This is a genomic window from Terrilactibacillus laevilacticus (assembly GCF_006517395.1).
GTDB lineage: Bacteria > Bacillota > Bacilli > Bacillales > Sporolactobacillaceae > Terrilactibacillus > Terrilactibacillus laevilacticus.
Map to the genome: position 1 here is coordinate 301,703 of NZ_VDCY01000001.1, position 20,685 is coordinate 322,387.

17 protein-coding genes and 1 other annotated feature are annotated in these 20,685 nt (G+C 38.2%); of the genes, 16 read left to right on the forward strand and 1 reads right to left on the reverse strand.

Annotated elements, in window-relative coordinates; all coding sequences use genetic code 11:
- Positions 1–2: 2 nt before the first annotated feature.
- The 15 genes from FG390_RS01315 to pyrE all read left to right on the forward strand — a co-directional run bounded on the left by FG390_RS01315 (position 3) and on the right by pyrE (position 17,517).
- Complete coding sequence (locus tag FG390_RS01315) at positions 3–776, forward strand: YlmH family RNA-binding protein (protein WP_141189208.1); 774 nt, start codon at positions 3–5, stop codon at positions 774–776.
- Between the two features lie 345 nt (positions 777–1,121).
- Positions 1,122–1,613 (forward strand): DivIVA domain-containing protein, encoded by a 492-nt coding sequence (locus FG390_RS01320; RefSeq protein WP_141189209.1) that lies wholly within the window; start codon positions 1,122–1,124, stop codon positions 1,611–1,613.
- A gap of 60 nt (positions 1,614–1,673) precedes the next feature.
- Positions 1,674–1,906, forward strand: a binding site (T-box leader).
- Between the two features lie 51 nt (positions 1,907–1,957).
- Positions 1,958–4,714 carry an isoleucine--tRNA ligase gene (gene ileS, locus FG390_RS01325; RefSeq protein WP_141189210.1) on the forward strand — a complete coding sequence of 919 codons (2,757 nt, stop codon included), beginning with the start codon at positions 1,958–1,960 and terminating at the stop codon, positions 4,712–4,714.
- Between the two features lie 79 nt (positions 4,715–4,793).
- On the forward strand, positions 4,794–5,513 hold the full coding sequence (locus FG390_RS01330) for a TraR/DksA C4-type zinc finger protein (RefSeq protein WP_141189211.1): 720 nt from the start codon (positions 4,794–4,796) through the stop codon (positions 5,511–5,513).
- A 194-nt stretch (positions 5,514–5,707) separates the two neighbouring features.
- Entirely contained in the window at positions 5,708–6,181 is a 474-nt protein-coding gene (gene lspA / locus FG390_RS01335; RefSeq protein ID WP_141189212.1) for a signal peptidase II, read from the forward strand.
- Entirely contained in the window at positions 6,165–7,079 is a 915-nt protein-coding gene (locus FG390_RS01340; RefSeq protein ID WP_141189213.1) for an RluA family pseudouridine synthase, read from the forward strand. The genes lspA and FG390_RS01340 overlap by 17 nt, the downstream gene beginning before the upstream one ends.
- A gap of 218 nt (positions 7,080–7,297) precedes the next feature.
- Positions 7,298–7,828 carry a bifunctional pyr operon transcriptional regulator/uracil phosphoribosyltransferase PyrR gene (pyrR, locus tag FG390_RS01345; protein WP_141189214.1) on the forward strand — a complete coding sequence of 177 codons (531 nt, stop codon included), beginning with the start codon at positions 7,298–7,300 and terminating at the stop codon, positions 7,826–7,828.
- A 156-nt stretch (positions 7,829–7,984) separates the two neighbouring features.
- Positions 7,985–8,911: an aspartate carbamoyltransferase catalytic subunit gene (locus FG390_RS01350; RefSeq protein ID WP_141189215.1), complete on the forward strand. Its 927-nt coding sequence runs from the start codon at positions 7,985–7,987 to the stop codon at positions 8,909–8,911.
- A complete protein-coding gene (pyrC, locus tag FG390_RS01355; protein WP_141189216.1) occupies positions 8,886–10,169 on the forward strand; it encodes a dihydroorotase in 1,284 nt (427 codons plus the stop codon). The genes FG390_RS01350 and pyrC overlap by 26 nt, the downstream gene beginning before the upstream one ends.
- Positions 10,166–11,260: a carbamoyl phosphate synthase small subunit gene (locus FG390_RS01360; RefSeq protein ID WP_141189217.1), complete on the forward strand. Its 1,095-nt coding sequence runs from the start codon at positions 10,166–10,168 to the stop codon at positions 11,258–11,260. The genes pyrC and FG390_RS01360 overlap by 4 nt, the downstream gene beginning before the upstream one ends.
- Positions 11,253–14,450 (forward strand): carbamoyl-phosphate synthase large subunit, encoded by a 3,198-nt coding sequence (gene carB / locus FG390_RS01365; RefSeq protein ID WP_141189218.1) that lies wholly within the window; start codon positions 11,253–11,255, stop codon positions 14,448–14,450. The genes FG390_RS01360 and carB overlap by 8 nt, the downstream gene beginning before the upstream one ends.
- Positions 14,451–14,482: 32 nt before the next feature.
- Entirely contained in the window at positions 14,483–15,265 is a 783-nt protein-coding gene (locus FG390_RS01370; RefSeq protein WP_141189219.1) for a dihydroorotate dehydrogenase electron transfer subunit, read from the forward strand.
- On the forward strand, positions 15,259–16,170 hold the full coding sequence (locus FG390_RS01375; RefSeq protein ID WP_141189220.1) for a dihydroorotate dehydrogenase: 912 nt from the start codon (positions 15,259–15,261) through the stop codon (positions 16,168–16,170). The genes FG390_RS01370 and FG390_RS01375 overlap by 7 nt, the downstream gene beginning before the upstream one ends.
- Positions 16,164–16,874 (forward strand): orotidine-5'-phosphate decarboxylase, encoded by a 711-nt coding sequence (gene pyrF / locus FG390_RS01380; RefSeq protein ID WP_141189221.1) that lies wholly within the window; start codon positions 16,164–16,166, stop codon positions 16,872–16,874. The genes FG390_RS01375 and pyrF overlap by 7 nt, the downstream gene beginning before the upstream one ends.
- 1 nt (position 16,875) lies before the next feature.
- Positions 16,876–17,517, forward strand: coding sequence for an orotate phosphoribosyltransferase (pyrE, locus tag FG390_RS01385; protein WP_141189222.1), 642 nt, complete (start codon positions 16,876–16,878; stop codon positions 17,515–17,517).
- 64 nt (positions 17,518–17,581) lie between these two features.
- Here the strand turns inward: pyrE and FG390_RS01390 are convergent, their stop codons facing one another.
- Complete coding sequence (locus FG390_RS01390; protein ID WP_141189223.1) at positions 17,582–19,300, reverse strand: Rqc2 family fibronectin-binding protein; 1,719 nt, start codon at positions 19,298–19,300, stop codon at positions 17,582–17,584.
- A 497-nt stretch (positions 19,301–19,797) separates the two neighbouring features.
- Between FG390_RS01390 and FG390_RS01395 the strand changes: the two genes are divergently transcribed.
- Positions 19,798–20,682 (forward strand): YicC/YloC family endoribonuclease, encoded by an 885-nt coding sequence (locus FG390_RS01395; protein ID WP_181406320.1) that lies wholly within the window; start codon positions 19,798–19,800, stop codon positions 20,680–20,682.
- Positions 20,683–20,685 lie beyond the last annotated feature (3 nt).

The window sequence follows — 20,685 nt, forward strand, 5'->3', positions numbered from 1 at the left end:
ACATGACTTTATATGATCATTTTAGGAAGGAAGAAAGGCCATTTATCGATCATGTTTTAGATTGGAAAAGTCAGGTTGAAACGAGATATCAGCCAAAACTAACTGACTTTCTGGACCCCAGGCAGCAAGAAATCATTCGTTTAATTATCGGAAATAACGAAGACATTCATGTAACATTTTTCGGTGGATATAAAGAAGCCGAACGCTCACGAGCTTTTTTATATCCGTCATACATAGAACCATCTGAAGATAATTTTGATATTGCTTGTTTTGAGCTTCGATATGCTACTAAATTTGCTCAAATTGAGCATCCTAAACTATTGGGATCTCTCCTCAATTTAGGCCTTATTCGAGATAAATTCGGTGATCTTTTAGTTACAGAAGGACGAGCACAGTTTATCGTTACAAATGAGGTAGCCGACTATATCAAATTGAACTTAACACATGTTGGAAAAAGTGCGGTGCAAGCTGAGTTAATTAAATCAAATGAGTTATTACATATTAATCCAGTTTGGAAAGAAAATACTGGAACTGTGACTTCCATGAGATTAGATGCTGTTTTAAGTGAAGTTTATCGAATGTCGAGGACTAAGGCTGCCGAATATATAGAACATCAGCTAGTTAAAGTTAATTGGAAAGTGATTGAAAAAAGCACATTTGAATTAAAGACAGGGGATATCTTGTCTGTTCGAGGAAAAGGCCGTTGTAAAATCATTCAAATTGAAGGCTTCACAAAAAAAGACAAAATTCGAATCCGTTATGGTAAACTAGGGTAGAGAGTATCTTTAAGAGGTTGTTCAAAAAGTCACCAAATGATAAGCTATGAATCTCGGCGCCCTCTTGTTTTTTCAGTCCTCATGTAGCGAATACAAGAGGATCGCTGGCTAAAAACCGCTCACTTCCTGTGAGCAACGTTGAAGCTACCACATCCTGTGGAATGCCGGTTCTCAAAACAGCGCCGCTATTCTCCATCTTGCTTCTAATTTGCTTCCTTTTTGAACACGCACTTTAACGATCTATTTTTCTATTTTATCAAAGATAATTTTTTATGTTTGTTAAAGGAATTTATCCTTTTTTGTCGAAATTAAGTAGTAACGATTACTGACTTGGAGGTGGCAACTTTGCCATTAACACCATTGGATATTCATAATAAGGAGTTTTCACGAGGCTTTCGTGGATATGACGAAGACGAAGTCAATGATTTCTTAGATCAAATTATCAAAGATTATGAAACCCTTATTCGTGAGAAAAAAGACCTCGCTGAAGAAAAACGATTATTAGAAGAAAAAGTAAGCCACTTTTCTAATATTGAGACAACCTTAAATAAAACTATTCTTGTTGCTCAAGAAACAGCTGAGGAAGTTAAGCAAAATGCTTCCAAAGAGGCAAAATTAATTGTAAAAGAAGCAGAAAAAAATGCTGATCGTATCATTAATGAAGCATTGTCAAAAGCAAGAAAAGTAACAGTTGACATTGAAGAATTAAAAAAAGAAGCCAATGTCTATCGCACGAGATTCCGCATGCTAATTGAAGCACAATTGGAATTACTTAAAAACGATGATTGGGATAGTCTTTCAAAGCCATTTGAAGAAGAAGAAATCATCCAAAAATAGTAGCTTGACGAAAGGGTTAGTTTTTTCATATACTATTGCTATCTAGTTCAATATGATGTGATTAGAACGTTGAAGAGGAAAGTATTATTGGCTCTATGTAAGAAAAGCGATTCAGGAATTGGTGAGAGCCTGATCTACAGACCATAAGAAAATCACCTCTGAGTTCCATTCCTGAAAGTATGATTGCGATTAAGGTATGGCGTATCATTCGCGTTAAGGATGTTGGAGTCAGTAAAAGGTAGGAATATTTCCTTTTACTATTAGGGTGGTACCACGGTCCTTCCGTCCCTTTTGGGCGGGGGACCTTTTTATATTTTTAAAGTGAAGATGTGGAGGAAGAAAGAATGAATTATAAAGACACCTTGCTCATGCCAAAAACCGATTTTCCAATGCGAGGGAATTTACCAAATAAAGAACCAAAAATGCAGGAACAATGGAAAAAAGACCAAGTGTATAAGAAATCTCTAGAAAGAACTGAAGGAAGACCTTTGTTTGTATTACATGATGGCCCTCCCTATGCCAATGGTGATATCCACATTGGTCATGCAGAAAATAAAGTGTTAAAAGATATCATTGTCCGTTATAAATCGATGTCAGGTTTCAGAGCTCCTTACGTGCCAGGATGGGATACACATGGATTGCCTATTGAACAAGCACTGACAAAAAAAGGCGTTAATCGTAAGAAGATGTCAGTAGCCGAATTTCGAGAAAAATGCATGGAATATGCTTTAACACAAGTGGAACACCAAAAAGCTCAATTTATGAAATTGGGAGTTCGTGGTGACTGGGAACATCCTTACGTTACATTAGATAAAAATTATGAAGCTGAACAAATCAAAGTATTTGGTGAGATGGCGAAAAAAGGGTACATCTACAAGGATAAAAAAACCATTTATTGGTCTCCATCATCTGAATCTGCCTTAGCGGAAGCGGAGATTGAATATCAAGATAAACGTTCCCCATCTATTTATGTCGCATTCAAGGTTAAAGATGGTAAAAATGTTCTTCATCAAGATGAAGAAGTGGTTATTTGGACAACAACACCATGGACCATGCCATCAAACCTTGGTATCGCGGTTAATCCTAAATTCACTTATAGTGTCGTCCAAGTGAAGGATCGTAAATTTGTTGTTGCTGAGGATTTAGTCAATTCGTTAACGGAAACATTGGAGTGGGAAAATCCTAAGGTTCTACGTAATATAAATGGGAAAGATTTAGAATATGTTGTTTGTCGTCACCCTTTCTATGACCGGGATTCTTTAATGATTCTTGGAGACCACGTTACTCTTGATGCAGGTACTGGGTGCGTTCATACAGCACCTGGTCATGGTGAAGATGACTTCTTTGTTGGAAAAAAATACGGTCTTGACATTTTATGTCCCGTTGATGAAAAAGGGGTGCTCACACATGAAGCACCTGGTTTTGAAGGGCTATTCTATGATAAAGCAAATAAACCCATTACAGATAAGTTAAAAGAAGTAGGGGCTCTTCTTAAACTTGAATTCTTTACTCACTCATACCCACATGACTGGCGTACAAAAAAACCTGTCATTTTCCGTGCAACGAAGCAATGGTTTGCATCGATTAAAGCCATTCGGGATCAGATGCTCGAGGAAATCCATGAAGTTAAGTGGGTTCCATCATGGGGTGAAACAAGACTCTTTAATATGATCCGCGATCGTGAAGATTGGTGTATTTCAAGACAAAGAGCGTGGGGTGTACCAATTCCTGTCTTTTATGGAGAAGATGGCGAACCAATTATTACGGATGAAACGATTAATCATATTTCTAACCTATTCAGAGAATATGGCTCAAATGTTTGGTTCGAAAGAGAAGCGAAAGAGCTTCTTCCTGAAGGATTTACATCTGAACACAGTCCAAACGGTATTTTCAAAAAAGAAACAGATATCATGGATGTATGGTTTGATTCTGGATCATCCCATCAAGGGGTACTCGCATCAAGACCGGAACTTAGACGTCCGGCAGATCTATATCTAGAAGGGTCTGACCAATATCGTGGATGGTTTAACTCATCACTATCAACAAGTGTTGCAGTCACGGGTAAAGCACCATATAAACAAATCCTTAGCCATGGCTTTACATTAGATGGTGAGGGTAAAAAAATGAGTAAATCGATCGGAAACGTTATTGATCCAATTAAAGTGATGAAACAGTTAGGTGCCGATATCATTCGATTATGGGTCTCTTCAGTTGATTATCAAGCGGATGCAAGGGTGTCTAACGAAATTTTAAATCAAGTGGCTGAAGTCTATCGTAAAATTCGTAACACGATGCGTTTCATGCTTGGTAACTTAAATGGGTTCGAGGCAAGAGATCGAGTAGATTATAATGATATGCCTGAACTTGAACAATATATGATGATCAAATTAAATCACCTAGTGGATAAAGTTAAAACTGGTTATGACCAATACCAATTCTTAACGGTATATAATACTATTCATAACTACTGCACAACAGATCTTAGTGCTTTTTATATGGATATTGCAAAAGATACGTTGTATATTGAATCGAAAAATAGCTTGCGTCGTAAATCAGCTCAAACGGTTCTTTATGATACCATTACAGCTCTTACAAAATTATTATCACCAATTATTCCGCATACTGCAGAGGAGGTATGGAGCTACATTCCTGGAACAGAAGGATATGTACAATTATCGGATATGCCGGAAGTTCAAACATTCGATAATGCTCCTGAACTAGAGGGTAAGTGGGATAAACTGGTGGAATTGCGTAATGATGTATTAAAATCACTTGAAAAAGCTCGAAACGCAAAAATTATTGGAAAATCGCTTGAAGCGGGTGTCACATTATATCCAAGTGAAGCATTTGGATCCTTTTTAAAGGATGCAAAAGATTTGGATAAACTATTCATCGTCTCTGAAGTCCATTTAGGCGGTAGCTTGGACGATGCTCCAGCAGAAAGTGAGTCTTATCAAGATGTTGCTGTTGTAGTAAAACCTGCTGAAGGTGAAAAATGTGAACGTTGTTGGACTATTTCTCCAACTGTTGGCGAAGATCATGATCATCCAACACTCTGTTCATCGTGTGCAGCTATTGTAAAAGAGAATTATGAAGGTTAATTTGTAAAAACTTAGTTAGTCTAAAACCTCCTTATTTGATGAACACTAAGGGATGTTCGAAGGATAAGGAGGGTTTTTCATGAGGTTGCGGTCTTATCGAAACTTAAAAAAATCATTATTCGAACGAAAAGCTGAGATAGAAAAATCACTCAATATGAATGAAGAACTCGGAACAGAAATTGCCTTTGCGGATGAAAATGCTTCTGGTGAATTATCGCAATATGATAATCATCCTGCTGATTCTGGAACACAGTTATACGAACGTGAAAAAGACATTACGCTTAAACGTTTAGCACGGAGAGAACTTTATGAAATAGAACATGCCTTAGAAAAGTTAGAAAACGGAACGTATGGTATTGATGAAAAAACAGGGAAAAAGATTCCTTATACAAGACTTAAAGCATTGCCAACAGCAAGAACAGCGGTTGATCTTTCCGCAAAACAAGCTGTTCATAATGATATAAGACCTGTTGATGAAAGTTTTTTATTGGAAAATGCGGAAAGTACTCTAGGAGATAAACTCGATTACGATGAAGAAAATGCATACGATATTGTCGCTTCATATAACGATATAGACATGGTATACGATGATTCATCGATCATTGATAGTAGTAATGATCAAGTTGGATATGTTGAAAATATTGAAGCTGTCCTAGCAACAGGAATCGACGGGTATCATGGTGACGAGAAAGTTCAATTTTTACGAAATGTCCAATATGATAAAGAAATGAAAAGAGATCATGGATATTTTACCGAAGATTTAGATGTTGATTATGAAGATCTAAATTATGAAGAATGATATAAAACCCTCCACTGTTAGGAATAGTGGAGGGTAATCATTTTTAAACAAAAGGAACTTTAATGGGTTGATTTATTTGTTCAAATTAAACAAAACATGAGAATAAGGTAACCAGGTGAATTAACGTAGCCTATCATAACACGGTATGCTAAAATTTTAGTAAGACAAGTTAAGTCAGTTTAGGAGGCGGTTTCTTGATATATTATCTTCTTGCACTTATTGTTTTAGGTATCGACCAAGTTTCAAAATATATGATTGTAAAAAATATGGATATTGGACAAAGTATAACTATGATCCCAGATTTTCTATATATTACATCAGTCCGAAATAAAGGTGCAGCTTGGAGCATACTGGAAGGACAGAGGTTATTCTTCTTTATTGTAACCTTCGTCGTACTCATTATTGTGATCTATTATATGCAGAAAATAGGAAGGTTTCGTCCATTATTAGGACTAGGTTTGGCGTTTGTTATAGCAGGAACAATCGGGAATTTTCTTGACCGTTTATTTAGGGGTGAAGTGGTTGATTTTATACATACCGTTTTTGGATCCTACCAATTTCCGGTTTTTAATGTCGCTGATTCCTCTCTTTTCATTGGAGTTGTCATTATCATTTGTTACCTTTTGATCACAGAAAAGAAGGAGAAGAAAAATGGAAGTTTTAAGTAAGATCATTCGTGAAGAAGAACAGGGAGAAAGGCTGGATAAATGGGTTTCTCAAACGTTGCCTGATCAATCACGGAGTCGTATTCAAGAACTCATTAAAACAGACTGTATTAAAGTAAATGGAAGATCAGTGAAGCCAAATTATCGTATTAGTCCAAATGACGAGATTATGATAAAGATTGTTGATCCTGAACCTCTTGATGTTATACCGGAGAACATACCACTCGACATCGTATATGAAGATGCTTCTGTTATCGTTGTTAATAAACCGAGGGGAATGGTTGTACACCCAGCTCCTGGACATCCTAGAGGGACATTAGTTAATGCATTAATGTATCATTGTGAGGATCTCTCTGGAATTAATGGTGTGCTCAGACCCGGTATTGTCCACCGAATCGATAAGGATACATCTGGACTTCTCATGATTGCCAAAAACGATGAAGCGCATCATTCACTTGTTGAGCAATTAAAAGCCAAAACGACTCATCGAATTTATAAAGCGATTGTCCATGGCGTTATCACGCACGATGAAGGAACCATAGATGCCCCTATAGGACGTGATGAATCGGATCGCAAAAAAATGGCCGTGACAAAACTTAATAGCCGTGAAGCGGTCACACATTTTAATGTTGAAGAACGATTTGATGGCTATACCTACGTGTCCTGTAAACTTGAAACAGGAAGGACACACCAAATACGGGTCCATATGGCGTACATCGGCCATCCTGTTGCTGGAGATCCAAAGTACGGACCTAAAAAAACATTAGGGATCAATGGACAAGCCCTGCATGCTGCTGAATTAGGTTTTGTTCATCCGGTAAGTCATGAGACGATGATATTTAAGGCCCCAATTCCTAAAGATATGGAAAAAGAGTTAAAAAAATTAAGGGGAAACTATTGACTTTAGAATCACAGTTTGAGATACTTAATTTGCTTAAAAGAACTTAAAATTAAATAATTGAAACCTTTAATTATGAGTCCAGAGAGGCCAAAAAGGTAAAATATACGATTATATTTTGGAATGAATGTCCGAAATATCATGTTTATCTAAATTTAGTATATCAACCTCTTGCCTGACATGGACAAGAGGTTTTATTATTTTGAAAAGGATGACGAGCCATGGCAGAAAAGAGCATCATGGATGCACAAGCTATCAGGCGTGCATTGACGCGTTTATCCCATGAAATTATCGAACGAAATAAAGGTGTAGACCATGTTGTGTTAGCTGGAGTGAAAACTCGTGGCGTGTTCATTGCGGAAAGACTCGCAGAACGAATTAAACAAATTGAAGGACAAAAATTAAATGTAGGCGAAATCGATATTACGCTATATCGAGATGATGTAAAAAAGAAAATATTAGAGCCTGAATTAAAAGAGACTCATCTTCCTGAAGCAGTGGAGAATAAAACCGTCATTATTGTTGATGATGTCCTATACACAGGAAGAACAGCAAGAGCGGCGATGGAAGCCATTATGGATGTTGGTCGACCTGAACGCATTCAACTTGCAGTTCTGATCGATCGAGGTCATCGTGAACTTCCCATTCGACCAGACTACATTGGAAAAAACGTTCCAACTTCAAAATCCGAAAATATTGCGGTTCATATCGAAGAAGTGGATCAAGAAGATGGTGTATTTATAGAAGAATAAACATTAACATATATTCACCCTTTTAAATGCAGTACCGAGAGACTGATAAGGGGGCTTAATTTGGCATACATGTGTATCCCAAAAAACCTCTTTATCAAAATAAATGGATAAAGAGGTTTTTTGTTTGTTAAGAATAAAATTTGGGAGGCTAACTAAATGGCTAATTTGTTAACAATGGATGATTTATCTGCAAGAGACATTGAATGGATTTTAGATCGTGCGGAATCAATTCAGAAAGATAAAAAGAAATTTAGAGAGTCTAAACCCATACTCGTAACCAATCTTTTTTTTGAACCAAGTACACGTACTAGATTCAGTTTTGAAACAGCAGAGAAAAGACTTGGCTTTCAAGTACTCAATTTTACATCTGAGACATCAAGTACAACTAAAGGCGAAACGTTGTATGATACTGTCAGGACACTAGAAGAGATCGGAACTGACATAGCTGTTATCAGACACAAAGAGGATCATTACTTCGATCAATTAATTCATAAAAATATCAAATTGAATATCGTCAATGCAGGGGATGGAAGTGGACATCATCCGACTCAATCATTACTTGACCTCCTAACAATAAGACAAGAATTTATCCTGTTTCAAGGGTTGACTGTTGCTATAATTGGTGACTTAAGACATAGCCGGGTAGCAAGGTCAGATGCTGAAGTGTTAACAAGCCTCGGATGTAAAGTCGTTTTCTCTGGTCCTAAAGAATGGCATAATCCGGAATTACAAGGTGACTATATGCCAATAGATGATGCCATAAGTAAGGCGGATGTTGTGATGATGCTTAGAATTCAACATGAAAGACATCAGCATACACTAGATCTTACTAAGGAAGAGTATCATCAGGCTTATGGCTTAACATTAAAACGAGCAGATAAAATGAAAAAAGGAAGCATTATCATGCATCCAGCACCAGTTAATCGAGGGGTTGAAATTGCAGATGAACTCGTTGAAAGCACAAATTCACGAATCTTTAAACAAATGCATAATGGTGTGGCGATCCGTATGGCTGTGCTCGAATGGGCGCTTGAAACAGAGAGAGGAGAAATGAATCGTGGCGAACTTATTAAAGAATGGTAAGGTTTTTATAAACGGACAATTAGAAAAAAAAGATGTGTTAATCAAAGACGGAAAAATTATGAAAATAGAAGAAAATATTTCAGAAGATGGGGCTGAAATCATTGATGTTCAAGGTAAAATTGTTTCACCTGGCTTTGTAGATGTTCACGTCCATCTTCGCGAACCTGGTGGAGAGCATAAAGAAACAATTAAAACGGGAACGGAGGCAGCAGCTCGTGGCGGTTTTACGACGGTATGTGCGATGCCAAATACAAAACCAGTACCTGATCGCCCGGAACGCATGAAGGCTTTACTTAAGAAAATTGAAGAAGATGCAGTCGTTCATGTACTTCCATATGGAGCTATCACGCAGGATCTTCAAGGTGAGGCGTTGACCGATGTCGAAGCACTGAAAGAACTTGGAACGTTTGCCCTTACTGATGATGGTGTAGGTGTCCAAACAGCTGGCATGATGTTTGAAGCGATGAAAGCAGCAGCACAATACAATATTCCTGTTGTCGCTCACTGTGAAGACAATTCACTCATTTATGGTGGCGTTGTACACGATGGGAAATTCGCAAGAGAACATGGCATCAAAGGAATTCCAAATATTTGCGAAGCTACTCAAATTGCAAGAGATGTTTTATTAGCAGAAGCAGCAGGAGCTCATTATCATGTATGCCACGTCAGTACGAAAGAATCTGTTCGTGTGATCAGAGACGCAAAACGTGCCGGCATTCATGTAACAGCTGAAGTAACACCGCACCATTTGTTGTTAACAGAAGATGATATACCAGAAGTCGATACCAATTACAAAATGAATCCGCCACTACGCGCAAGAGAAGATCATCAAGCTTTGATTGAAGGTTTAATGGACGGAACAATTGATATTATTGCAACAGACCATGCTCCGCATTCAGAGAGCGAAAAAGCAAAACCGATTGAAAAAGCTCCATTTGGTATTGTTGGTTCAGAAACAGCCTTTCCATTATTGTATACCCACTTTGTGAAAGAAGGACGAATGACTTTAACTGAACTCCTCTCTTTCATGACGATAAAGCCAGCGAAAACGTTTAACCTTGATTGTGGAAAAATCGAAGTTGGAAAAGAAGCAGATATTGTTGTTATTGATTTAGAAAAAGAACAAAAAATCGATGTTAATCAATTTTACTCAAAAGGCAAAAATACACCTTTCGACGGATGGAATTGTATTGGGTGGCCGATCATGACATTCGTTTCAGGACAGCTAGCATGGAAAGAAGGAGTGACAGTACAATGACTAAACAACAATTGGTTTTAGAAAATGGCACAGTATTCGTCGGAGAACAACTAGGCAGCTCAAATGGTATGAAGGGTGAAGTTGTTTTTAATACAGGAATGACTGGCTATCAAGAAATTATGACGGATCCATCATACTTTGGTCAAATTGTTGTATTGACATATCCTCTTATCGGAAACTACGGAATCAACCGATCAGATTTTGAATCAAAAGCCCCTTTTATTTCGGGGCTTGTTGTTCGAGAAGCACAAGATGTACCTTCACATTGGCGCAGTGAACAATCCATAGATGCTTTCCTAAAAAGCTATGATATTCCTGCTATTCAAGGGATTGATACACGTAAATTAACAAAAATGATTCGTGAGTATGGAACATTGCGAGGAAAGATTTGTTCAATGGACGTAGACGTAAGTGAAGTCGTGAAAGAGCTTAATAGATGGGAACTTCCTACGCATCAAGTTAGTCAAGTAACGACAAAAATGTCCTATACAAGTCCTGGGCAAGGGCGCCGAATTGTACTTGTTGATTTCGGTATGAAAAAAGGGATCCTTAGAGAGTGTGTACAACGTGGCTTTGACGTTACCGTCGTTCCTGCAACGACAAGAGCTGAAGAAATTCTTAACCTTCAACCGGATGGCGTTGTATTAAGTAATGGACCTGGAGATCCAAAATCGGTACCGAATGCGATCCAAATGGTAAGAGAACTCCTTGGTAAAACGCCGATTTTTGGAATCTGTCTCGGTCATCAATTACTTGCCCTCGCATGTGGCGCTAATACTGAGAAAATGCGTTTTGGTCACAGAGGATCTAACCACCCAGTAAAAGATTTAGAAACAGGTCAATTTATGCTCACTTCTCAAAATCATGGGTATACTGTTGATGAAAAATCATTAGAACTCACTCAATTATCTGTTACGCATCTTGCGATAAATGACCAAACGATTGAAGGACTTAAACATAGAGAATATCCAGCATTTAGTGTGCAATTCCACCCTGAAGCTTCTCCAGGGCCTGAGGATAGCAATCCATTGTTTGATAAATTCCAACAAATGATAGAAGAAACTAAGAAAGCAGGTGTTCAATTTGCCTAAGCGTCAAGACATCAAGAAAATTCTCGTCATCGGATCAGGTCCAATTGTTATCGGGCAAGCAGCTGAATTTGATTATTCAGGGACGCAGGCTTGTCAATCTTTAAAAGAAGAAGGATATGAAGTGATATTAATCAATTCAAATCCAGCAACGATTATGACAGATACAGATATGGCAGATCGAGTCTATATTGAACCACTAACCGTTTCTTTCGTAAGTAAAATTATTCGTAAAGAACATCCAGACGGATTGCTTGCTACGTTAGGTGGTCAAACGGCACTTAATTTGGCCATTGATCTCCAACGTACTGGTATACTCGATGAACTAAACGTTCAACTTCTAGGAACAAATCTTGAAAGTATTGATAAAGCGGAAGATCGTGAGAAGTTCAGAGCTTTAATGCTTGAGATAGGTGAACCAGTTCCTGAAAGTGAGATTGTGACGAGTTTGGAAGAAGCCAAACACTTTGTAGAAAAAATAGGCTTTCCTGTTATCGTTAGACCAGCCTTTACACTTGGTGGAACAGGTGGCGGTATTGTAGAAAATGAAGAAGAACTCAATGTCATTGCAGAAAATGGTCTTAAACAAAGCCCAGTTCATCAAGTTCTAATTGAACGCAGCATTGCAGGGTTCAAAGAAATTGAATATGAAGTGATGCGTGATGCAAATGACGGGGCAATCAGTGTCTGTCACATGGAAAACATTGATCCAGTAGGGATTCATACTGGTGACTCAATCGTAACTGCACCGTGTCAAACTTTAACAGATCGTGATATTCAAAGACTGAGAAGTGTTTCCTTAAAAATTGTACGTGCTCTTAAAATTGAAGGTGGATGTAATGTTCAATTAGCTTTAGACCCTAATAGTGATAACTATTACATCATTGAAGTTAACCCTCGCGTTAGCAGATCATCTGCCCTTGCGTCGAAAGCAACTGGATACCCAATTGCGAAAGTAGCTGCGAAAATTGCGGTTGGCTATCATTTAGATGAAATAAAAAATGCGGTAACTGGTTCGACTTATGCTAGCTTTGAGCCTTCATTAGATTATGTTGTAACAAAGATACCAAGATGGCCATTTGATAAATTTGATGCAGCCAACCGTAAACTTGGAACACAAATGAAGGCAACCGGAGAAGTTTTAGCTCTTGGACGCACATTTGAGGAATCTATCTTAAAAGCGGTTAGATCCCTTGAAACGGATACGATGCACCTATATTTGAAAGAGAGTGAGGACTTCTCAACAGATGAATTAATGTCTAAAATCCAAATAGCGGATGACCGCAGATTATTCTTCATGGCAGAACTCATGAGACGAGGAAGTTCCGTAGAAGATATTTGGAAACATACGAAAATTAATCGTTTCTTCCTAATGAAAATAGAAAATATTATCAAGATGGAACAAAATCTAAAAGCTGCAAAAAACGATCTAGATACATTATATAAGGCCAAACGCATGGGATTTTCAGATAGCATCATCGCGAATATTTGGGGAGCTTCAGAACGTGATATTTATGCTTTAAGAAAAGACAATGGAATTATTCCTGTATATAAAATGGTTGATACATGTTCGGGTGAGTTTGAGTCGGAAACACCTTACTATTACAGCACTTATGAAGAAGAAAATGAGTCGATCACGTCTAATAAAGAAAGTGTTCTCGTCCTTGGATCGGGTCCAATTCGAATTGGTCAAGGGGTCGAATTTGATTATGCGACCGTTCATACGGTTTGGGGCATTAAAGAAAAAGGCTACGAAGCCATTATTATTAATAATAACCCTGAAACAGTCTCCACAGATTTCAGTATCTCGGACAAACTGTATGTTGAGCCATTGACCATTGAAGATGTGATGCATGTTGTCGATCTTGAAAAACCAAAAGGTGTCATCGTTCAGTTTGGTGGTCAAACAGCCATTAATTTAGCTGAAGAACTATCAAATCGCGGCGTACAAATTTTAGGGACTTCTCTTGATGCAATGGATCAGGCAGAAGACAGGGATCGTTTTGAGCAACTGCTCTTAAACCTTAATATAGACCGTCCAGCCGGAAAAACAGCTTTCTCGATTGAAGGGGCTATCGATATTGCTAATTCTCTTGGATATCCTGTTCTTGTAAGACCATCCTATGTATTAGGTGGAAGAGCGATGGAAATTGTGTATCGACAAGAGGAATTAGAACGATATATGAAAAATGCTGTAAAAATAAACCCGGATCATCCAGTCCTCATTGATCGTTATCTCGTGGGTACGGAGATCGAAGTAGACGCTATTTCAGATGGTGAAACCGTCTATATTCCTGGAATTATGGAACATATTGAACGGGCAGGTGTCCACTCAGGTGACTCTATTGCCGTCTATCCACCACAAAGCTTAAGTACCGAATTAAAGGATAAAATCATTGAAACAACCATAAAACTTGCACGTGGACTTAAAATTATCGGACTCTTAAACATTCAATTTGTTATTCATCAGAATAATGTGTATGTGATCGAGGTCAATCCGAGAGCAAGTCGTACGGTACCATTTATAAGTAAAATAACGGGTGTACCAATGGCAAAATTAGCGACTTATGTCATTCTTGGTGAAACTCTAGATGGTCTTGGTTACAAAACAGGTGCCCATCCAGAACCTAAGCGTGAAGTATCCGTCAAGGTACCTGTCTTCTCATTTGCCAAATTGCGCAGTGTCGATATTACGCTTGGACCTGAAATGAAATCGACTGGCGAAGTTATGGGCCGAGATATAACTGTGGAGAAAGCCTTATATAAAGGCCTTATAGCGAGCGGCATGTCGATTCCTTTACACGGATCGGTTTTATTCACCATTGCCGATCATGATAAAGAAGAAGCCTTACCACTTATCAAACGTTTCTATGATATAGGTTACAATTTGCTTGCAACAGAAGGTACAGCACGTTTTATTAAAGAACATCAGATTCCTGTTACAACTGTAAATAAAATTGATGGCGATGCACCGAATATGCTTGATGTTATCCGCCATGGTGAGGCGCAATTTGTAGTAAATACGTTAACAAGAGGAAAAAGACCTGCTCGTGATGGATTCCGCATTCGACGTGAGTCAGTCGAAAATGGCATTGTGTGTTTGACATCTCTTGATACCGTTAAAGCATTACTTCGTGTACTTGAGTCACTCGCTTTTAGTGCTGAAAGTATGCCTACCTTTGCAAAAGTGTGAAATTCATCAGAAAGAAGACGGAGTTGACTTCGATGATAAATGAAAAAATGCTCATCACAAAAAACACCTGTATAGCACCAAATATATATGAAATGACGGTTCAAGGAGACTTGGTGGATCTTGTTTTGGAACCTGGACAATTCGTTCATATTAAAGTAACGGAGGGCCCCTTACCTCTATTAAGACGTCCCATCAGTATTGCTTCGGTTGATAAAAGCACTAAAGAATTAACTTTAATTTATCGGGTGGATGGAGTAGGAACAAAGACATTATCTTTAAGTAGTCAAGGCGATCGAGTGGAAATACTAGGCCCTTTGGGGCATGGTTTTCCTCTTGATGTTATAAACCAGGGTGAAACTGCTGTTCTTGTAGGCGGAGGCATAGGTGTCCCTCCGCTTTATGAGTTATCAAAATCTCTGAGTAAAAAAGGGATCAAGGTCATTCACGTGTTAGGATTTAGAACACTTGAGGATGCCTTTTATCAAAAACAATTTGAAGAACTTGGACAGACAGTGATTGTAACGGATGATGGCTCATCTGAATTTAAAGGAACGGTTATTGATGCGCTCCAGCTATTAAACTTAAATTACCAGGTGATGTATGCTTGTGGTCCGACGCCAATGCTTGCTGCTATTGAAAACGGCTATTCCGATAAACCATTATATTTATCTCTTGAACAACGGATGGGCTGTGCTGTTGGAGCATGTATGGCCTGTGTATGCCATACGGTGGATGAAGACGATGAAAAAGGCTATCGCAAAGTATGTTCTGATGGTCCTGTATTCAAATCAGGAGAGGTGAAATTATCATGTTAAACGTAAAGCTACCCGGATTAGACATGAAAAATCCAGTTATGCCAGCATCGGGGTGTTTTGCTTTCGGCAAGGAATATGGTGATTTGTTTGATCTTAATCTCCTTGGGGCCATCGCGATAAAATCGGCAACAAAAGAAGCTCGTTTTGGTAATCCTACCCCTCGCGTTGCTGAAACATCGGCTGGAATGCTCAATGCGATAGGGTTACAAAATCCGGGAGTGGAGCACATTTTAGATCATGAATTAAAAGATCTTGAAGGCATAGATACACCGATCCTAGCCAATATTGCGGGCAGGCAAGTCGATGATTATGTTTATACGGCAGAAAAAATGTCACAATCCGATAGAGTAAATGCACTAGAATTGAATATTTCTTGCCCAAATGTAAAAGAAGGCGGTATTACTTTTGGTACTGTTCCAGAAATTGCTGCTCGTTTAACTGAAAAAGTGAAGGCTGTATCAGAAGTTCCTGTTTACGTTAAATTATCTCCCAACGTCACTGATATTGTTGAGATGGCAAAGGCGGTTGAAGAGGCTGGTGCAGACGGTTTATCCATGATTAATACGCTGATGGGAATGCGGATTGATTTGAAAACCCAGAAACCGATTTTAGCGAATAAAATGGGTGGTCTAAGCGGTCCAGCGATAAAACCTGTGGCGATTCGGATGATTTATGAAGTAAGCCAGAAAGTGAACATCCCAATTATTGGGATGGGAGGCATTCAAAATGCCGATGACGTCATCGAATTCTTCTTAGCAGGGGCAAGTGCTGTAGCTGTGGGAACGGCTAATTTTGTGGATCCGTTTTGTTGTCCCAACATAATCAAAGAACTCCCTGAAAAATTAAAACAAATGAATGTTGATCATATCGATGAATTAAGAGGGAGGAGTTGGGGAAGATGTTAGACAATAACAAGCTTATAGTCGCTTTAGATGTTTCCTCTAAAGAGGAAATGTTTACCTTACTTAAACGAATCAATCAACCGAACGCTTTCGTAAAAGTTGGTATGGAACTTTTTTTTCAAGAGGGCCCAGAAATTATCAAGCAATTAAAAGAGCGGGATTATCGTATCTTTCTTGATTTAAAATGTCATGATATCCCGACGACCGTCAATCGTACGATGAAGGGCCTCGCTAAGCTTGGTGTTGACATGGTTAACGTCCATGCTGCTGGTGGTGCTGCTATGATGAGGGCAGCTGTTAAAGGGTTAAATGAAGGATCAAGAGATGGTGAAAAACCGATATGTCTCGCTGTCACTCAGTTGACAAGCACAAATGATGATATGCTTCGTCATGAAGTATTAATTGACAAACCAATGAATGAGGTCATTCAAGCCTATAGTCAACTTGCCTATGAAAGCGGTATTGATGGCGTGGTATGTTCACCTTGGGAAGCGAGTCTCGTTAAAGAAGCAACGGCAGAAACTTTTGTTACGGTGACTCCCGGGATTCGCCTCATTTCCGATAAACAAGATGATCAAGAAAGAATAGCCACGCCTAGTAAAGCTCGTGAATTAGGCAGTGATTACATCGTGGTGGGCCGCAGTATTACACATGCTGTGGATCCAGAGAAGGCTTATTTAGAAGTACAACATCAATGGGGGCGTTAAAATGAATCATTCTCAAACAATCGCACGACATCTGTTAGAAATACAAGCTGTTATTTTACAACCTAAGGATCCCTTTACGTGGGCTTCTGGTATTAAATCACCTGTTTATTGCGATAACCGTCTAACGTTAAGCTATCCTGACATTAGATCTACGATTATTTCTGGATTTGTCGATTTAATCAAAAATCATTACCCTGACGTGGAAGTCATCGCAGGAACGGCAACCGCAGGTATTCCTCATGCTGCCTTAATCGCACAAGAAATGAATTTACCTATGGTCTATGTTCGCAGTTCAGCGAAATCACATGGTAAGAAAAAACAGATAGAAGGTCTTGTGAAACCAGGTCAAAAAGTCGTTGTGATCGAAGATTTGATCTCTACAGGAGGCAGTGTTTTAAAAGCCGTTGATGCCCTAAAAGCCGCAGACGCAGAAGTATTAGGGGTTGCTGCGATCTTTACCTATCAATTGCCGAAGGCGGAGCAACAATTTAAAACAGCAGAAACACAGCTTAACACATTGACAAATTTTGAAATTTTGATTGAAGAAGCTGTAACTCAAAATGTTATTACCAATGAACAGTTAGTAGCATTAAAAAAATGGTATCAAGATCCAGAAAATCAAGATTGGATGCTTCACGGTTAACTTTAATGTATGTAGCAAAGCGACTATCCTTTATGGACAGTCGCTTTAATCATCTTTCACATTCTTATGTCTCATTTTTTAGTTTTAGAACAAGAGATTCATCAGGCGTGACATACAGCGTTTTTTGATGATCATAAATAACAAACCCAGGTTTTGCTCCATTCGGTTTTCTAACATGTCGAATGTGTGTGTAATCAACAGGCACTTGGCTCGATAATCGTGACTTACTAAAGAAAGCAGCCAAACGTGCGGCCTCCTCTATGGTTTCGTCAGATGGGTCTGTATTTTGGATGACGACATGCGAACCAGGAATATCTTTCGTATGCAGCCAAATCTCGTCACTTTTACCCACTTTCATCGTCAAGTAATCATTTTGGATATTATTTTTACCAACAAGGATAGGTGTACCATCAGAAGCCGTATAACGTTCTAGTTCTGGGCGATGACGTTTTGCTGGTTTATTAGCTTTCTTTTGTTTCCTTTTCTTTAAGTAGCCCCCGTCTTCAAGTTCACTGCGTATTTCTTCGATATCTTTTAATGAGGCGGAGTCAATTTGCTGCAATAAGCTTTCAAAATATTGAATTTCACGATCAGTCAGTTCTAACTGTTTTTTCACGATAATATTAGCCGTTTTTGCTTTTGTATATTTTTTAAAAAAAGCTTGTGCATTTTCAGAAGGGGTTCGATTTGGGTTTAAAGGTATCGTTAGTTTTGCTTGATTTTCATCATAATAATTAACGACTTCAATCGATTTATCTCCCCTGTGAATAAGATGCATATGGGCAGTTAGCAATTCTCCATACAGTTGGTAGGTTTTGGCTTCACTGGATATCTTCAATGTTTTTTCTAATTTCTTTCTTTTATGCTGATTTTTCTTAAGTTCGTTCGAGATAAAATGCTTAAGGTCGCCAGCGCGTTGTTTTACAAGATCATTTTCAGCTTTTAATAAATAATATTGATCCAACATGTCGTTAACATCATCAAATGTTAATTTATTCCCCTTAATATGTGTTAAGTCAATAACATGGAAAGTATCTTGACCTTCTTTTGAATAAATGATTTGTGGGTGATCATGATGATGAATAATATCATCTTGAATGGATTTAAAAGCTGACACAATAGCCTTTGTAGTCGGAAGCCCAGCTCGAAAGAGGATTTCCTTCGAAAGCACTGGTGAAAAGCCTGTAATCGATTGAGTTAATTGTTGATCAAGTTTTCCAGCATTAAAATCAAGGCTCCGTAAGAGATCATCAGACGTCATGTTTAATGGATCTTTTTTTCCTTGACTTGGAGGGTTAATATAATCTTGTCCGGGTAAAATAGTTCGATAGCGGTTAACACTTGAAGAAATGTGTTTCATGCTATCAATAATCAGACCCGTGTCTTTTTCAACTAAAATGACATTACTGTGTCGTCCCATTAATTCTATATTCAATCGTTTAATGGTTAGATCACCGAGTTCATTTCGTGTACGAAAATCCATTTGAATGATTCTTTCACAACCAACTTGCGATAAATTTTCAAGAAAACTACCTTCAAGATGTTTACGTAGTAACATGCAAAACATCGTCGGTTCTTTTGGATTATCGTAGCTAGCCTTTGTTAAATGAAGTCTAGCAAAACTTGCATTTATGGATATTAATAGTTTATGATTTTTTCCATTAGAACGAATATGAAGTAAAAGATCGTATGGATTAGGTTGATAAATTCTAGTCAGTCTACCACTAACAAGTTTTTGAAGAGCATGTGTGACAGAACGAACAACGATTCCATCAAAAGGCATTTTGTATTCCTCACTTTCTATCCCAAGCTCAATTTATACACGTCTATTTAGTATATCATTTTATTTAACCTGAGTCATTTTATCTAAATGAGGTTGCTTTAACAAGTCAACAAATGATAGTGCGAATCTCAGCGCCCGCTTGTTTTCCGGTTCTCATGTAGCGGATACAAGAGGATCGCTAGCTAAAACCGCTCACGTCCTGTGACGGGCGCCTGAAGCTACTACAACGCGAGGAATGCCGGTCCTAAGGAACAGAGCGCCGCCCTTAGCCTCTTACGCCCAGGACGGGCTAGTACTTGCGTTTCTTGATGGATGCTAGCGTACTTAGCCAGTAACCCTTTTCATTTGTCACCTTTTTGAACACGTACAAAAAGGATGATAAAATTATCATTTGCTTAAATGTAGAAAGATTTATAATATAGATAAGGATGACGATTTAACACAAACCATGGGTTGTAGGTGCTAAATAATATATAAAATATCGGATGTGGTGTGTTATGGTAAGAAGTATGACAGGTTTTGGTCGGTCAACACTAGATTTGGAGTCCTATTCACTCACCTGTGAAATTAAAGCTGTCAATCATCGTTATTTAGATGTGACGTTTCATTTGCCTCAGTCTTTTACTTATTTAGAGGATGTATTAAAAAAGGTTGTTAAGCAAACGATCAATCGGGGGAAACTATACATAACGATAACGATTAATCCTCTTAATGATAGCGGAATAAAGATAGAACCAAATTGGGCGTTTCTTGACCAATATATGGCGCTATTTCGATCTTTAAAAACAAGATACCATTTATCTCAAGAAATCAAGGTGAATGATCTCTTGCAACATCCAGATGCACTGATTGTAACAAACAAAGAAGACGACTTAGATGAGGTTGAATCTGCGGTCATTAAAGTCGTTCAGGAGTCTCTCGATCATCTGGTTGATATGCGAAAAACGGAAGGCAAACAACTTGCACTTGATTTATATGACAGGTTGCAGACGATCAAGAGCTCGATTCTCGAAATAGAGGAATTGGCTCCACAAGTCACGCTTCAATATGAATCTCGATTAAGAAAAAGAGTACAAGACTATTTAAATCATAGCGACGTTGAGGTTGATGAAGCCCGTTTATTAAATGAAATAGCGTTATTTGCTGATAAATCAAATATAGATGAGGAACTGACTCGATTAAATAGTCATACCAAGCAGTTCAAAGAAATTTTAATGAAAGATGAACCAATTGGACGAAAACTCGATTTTCTTATCCAAGAAATGCAAAGAGAAATTAATACAATTGGTTCAAAAGGGAACGATGAAAGGATAAGTGTTTTAGTCATTTCCATAAAAAGTGAAATTGAAAAATGTCGAGAACAGATTCAAAACATCGAATAAAAC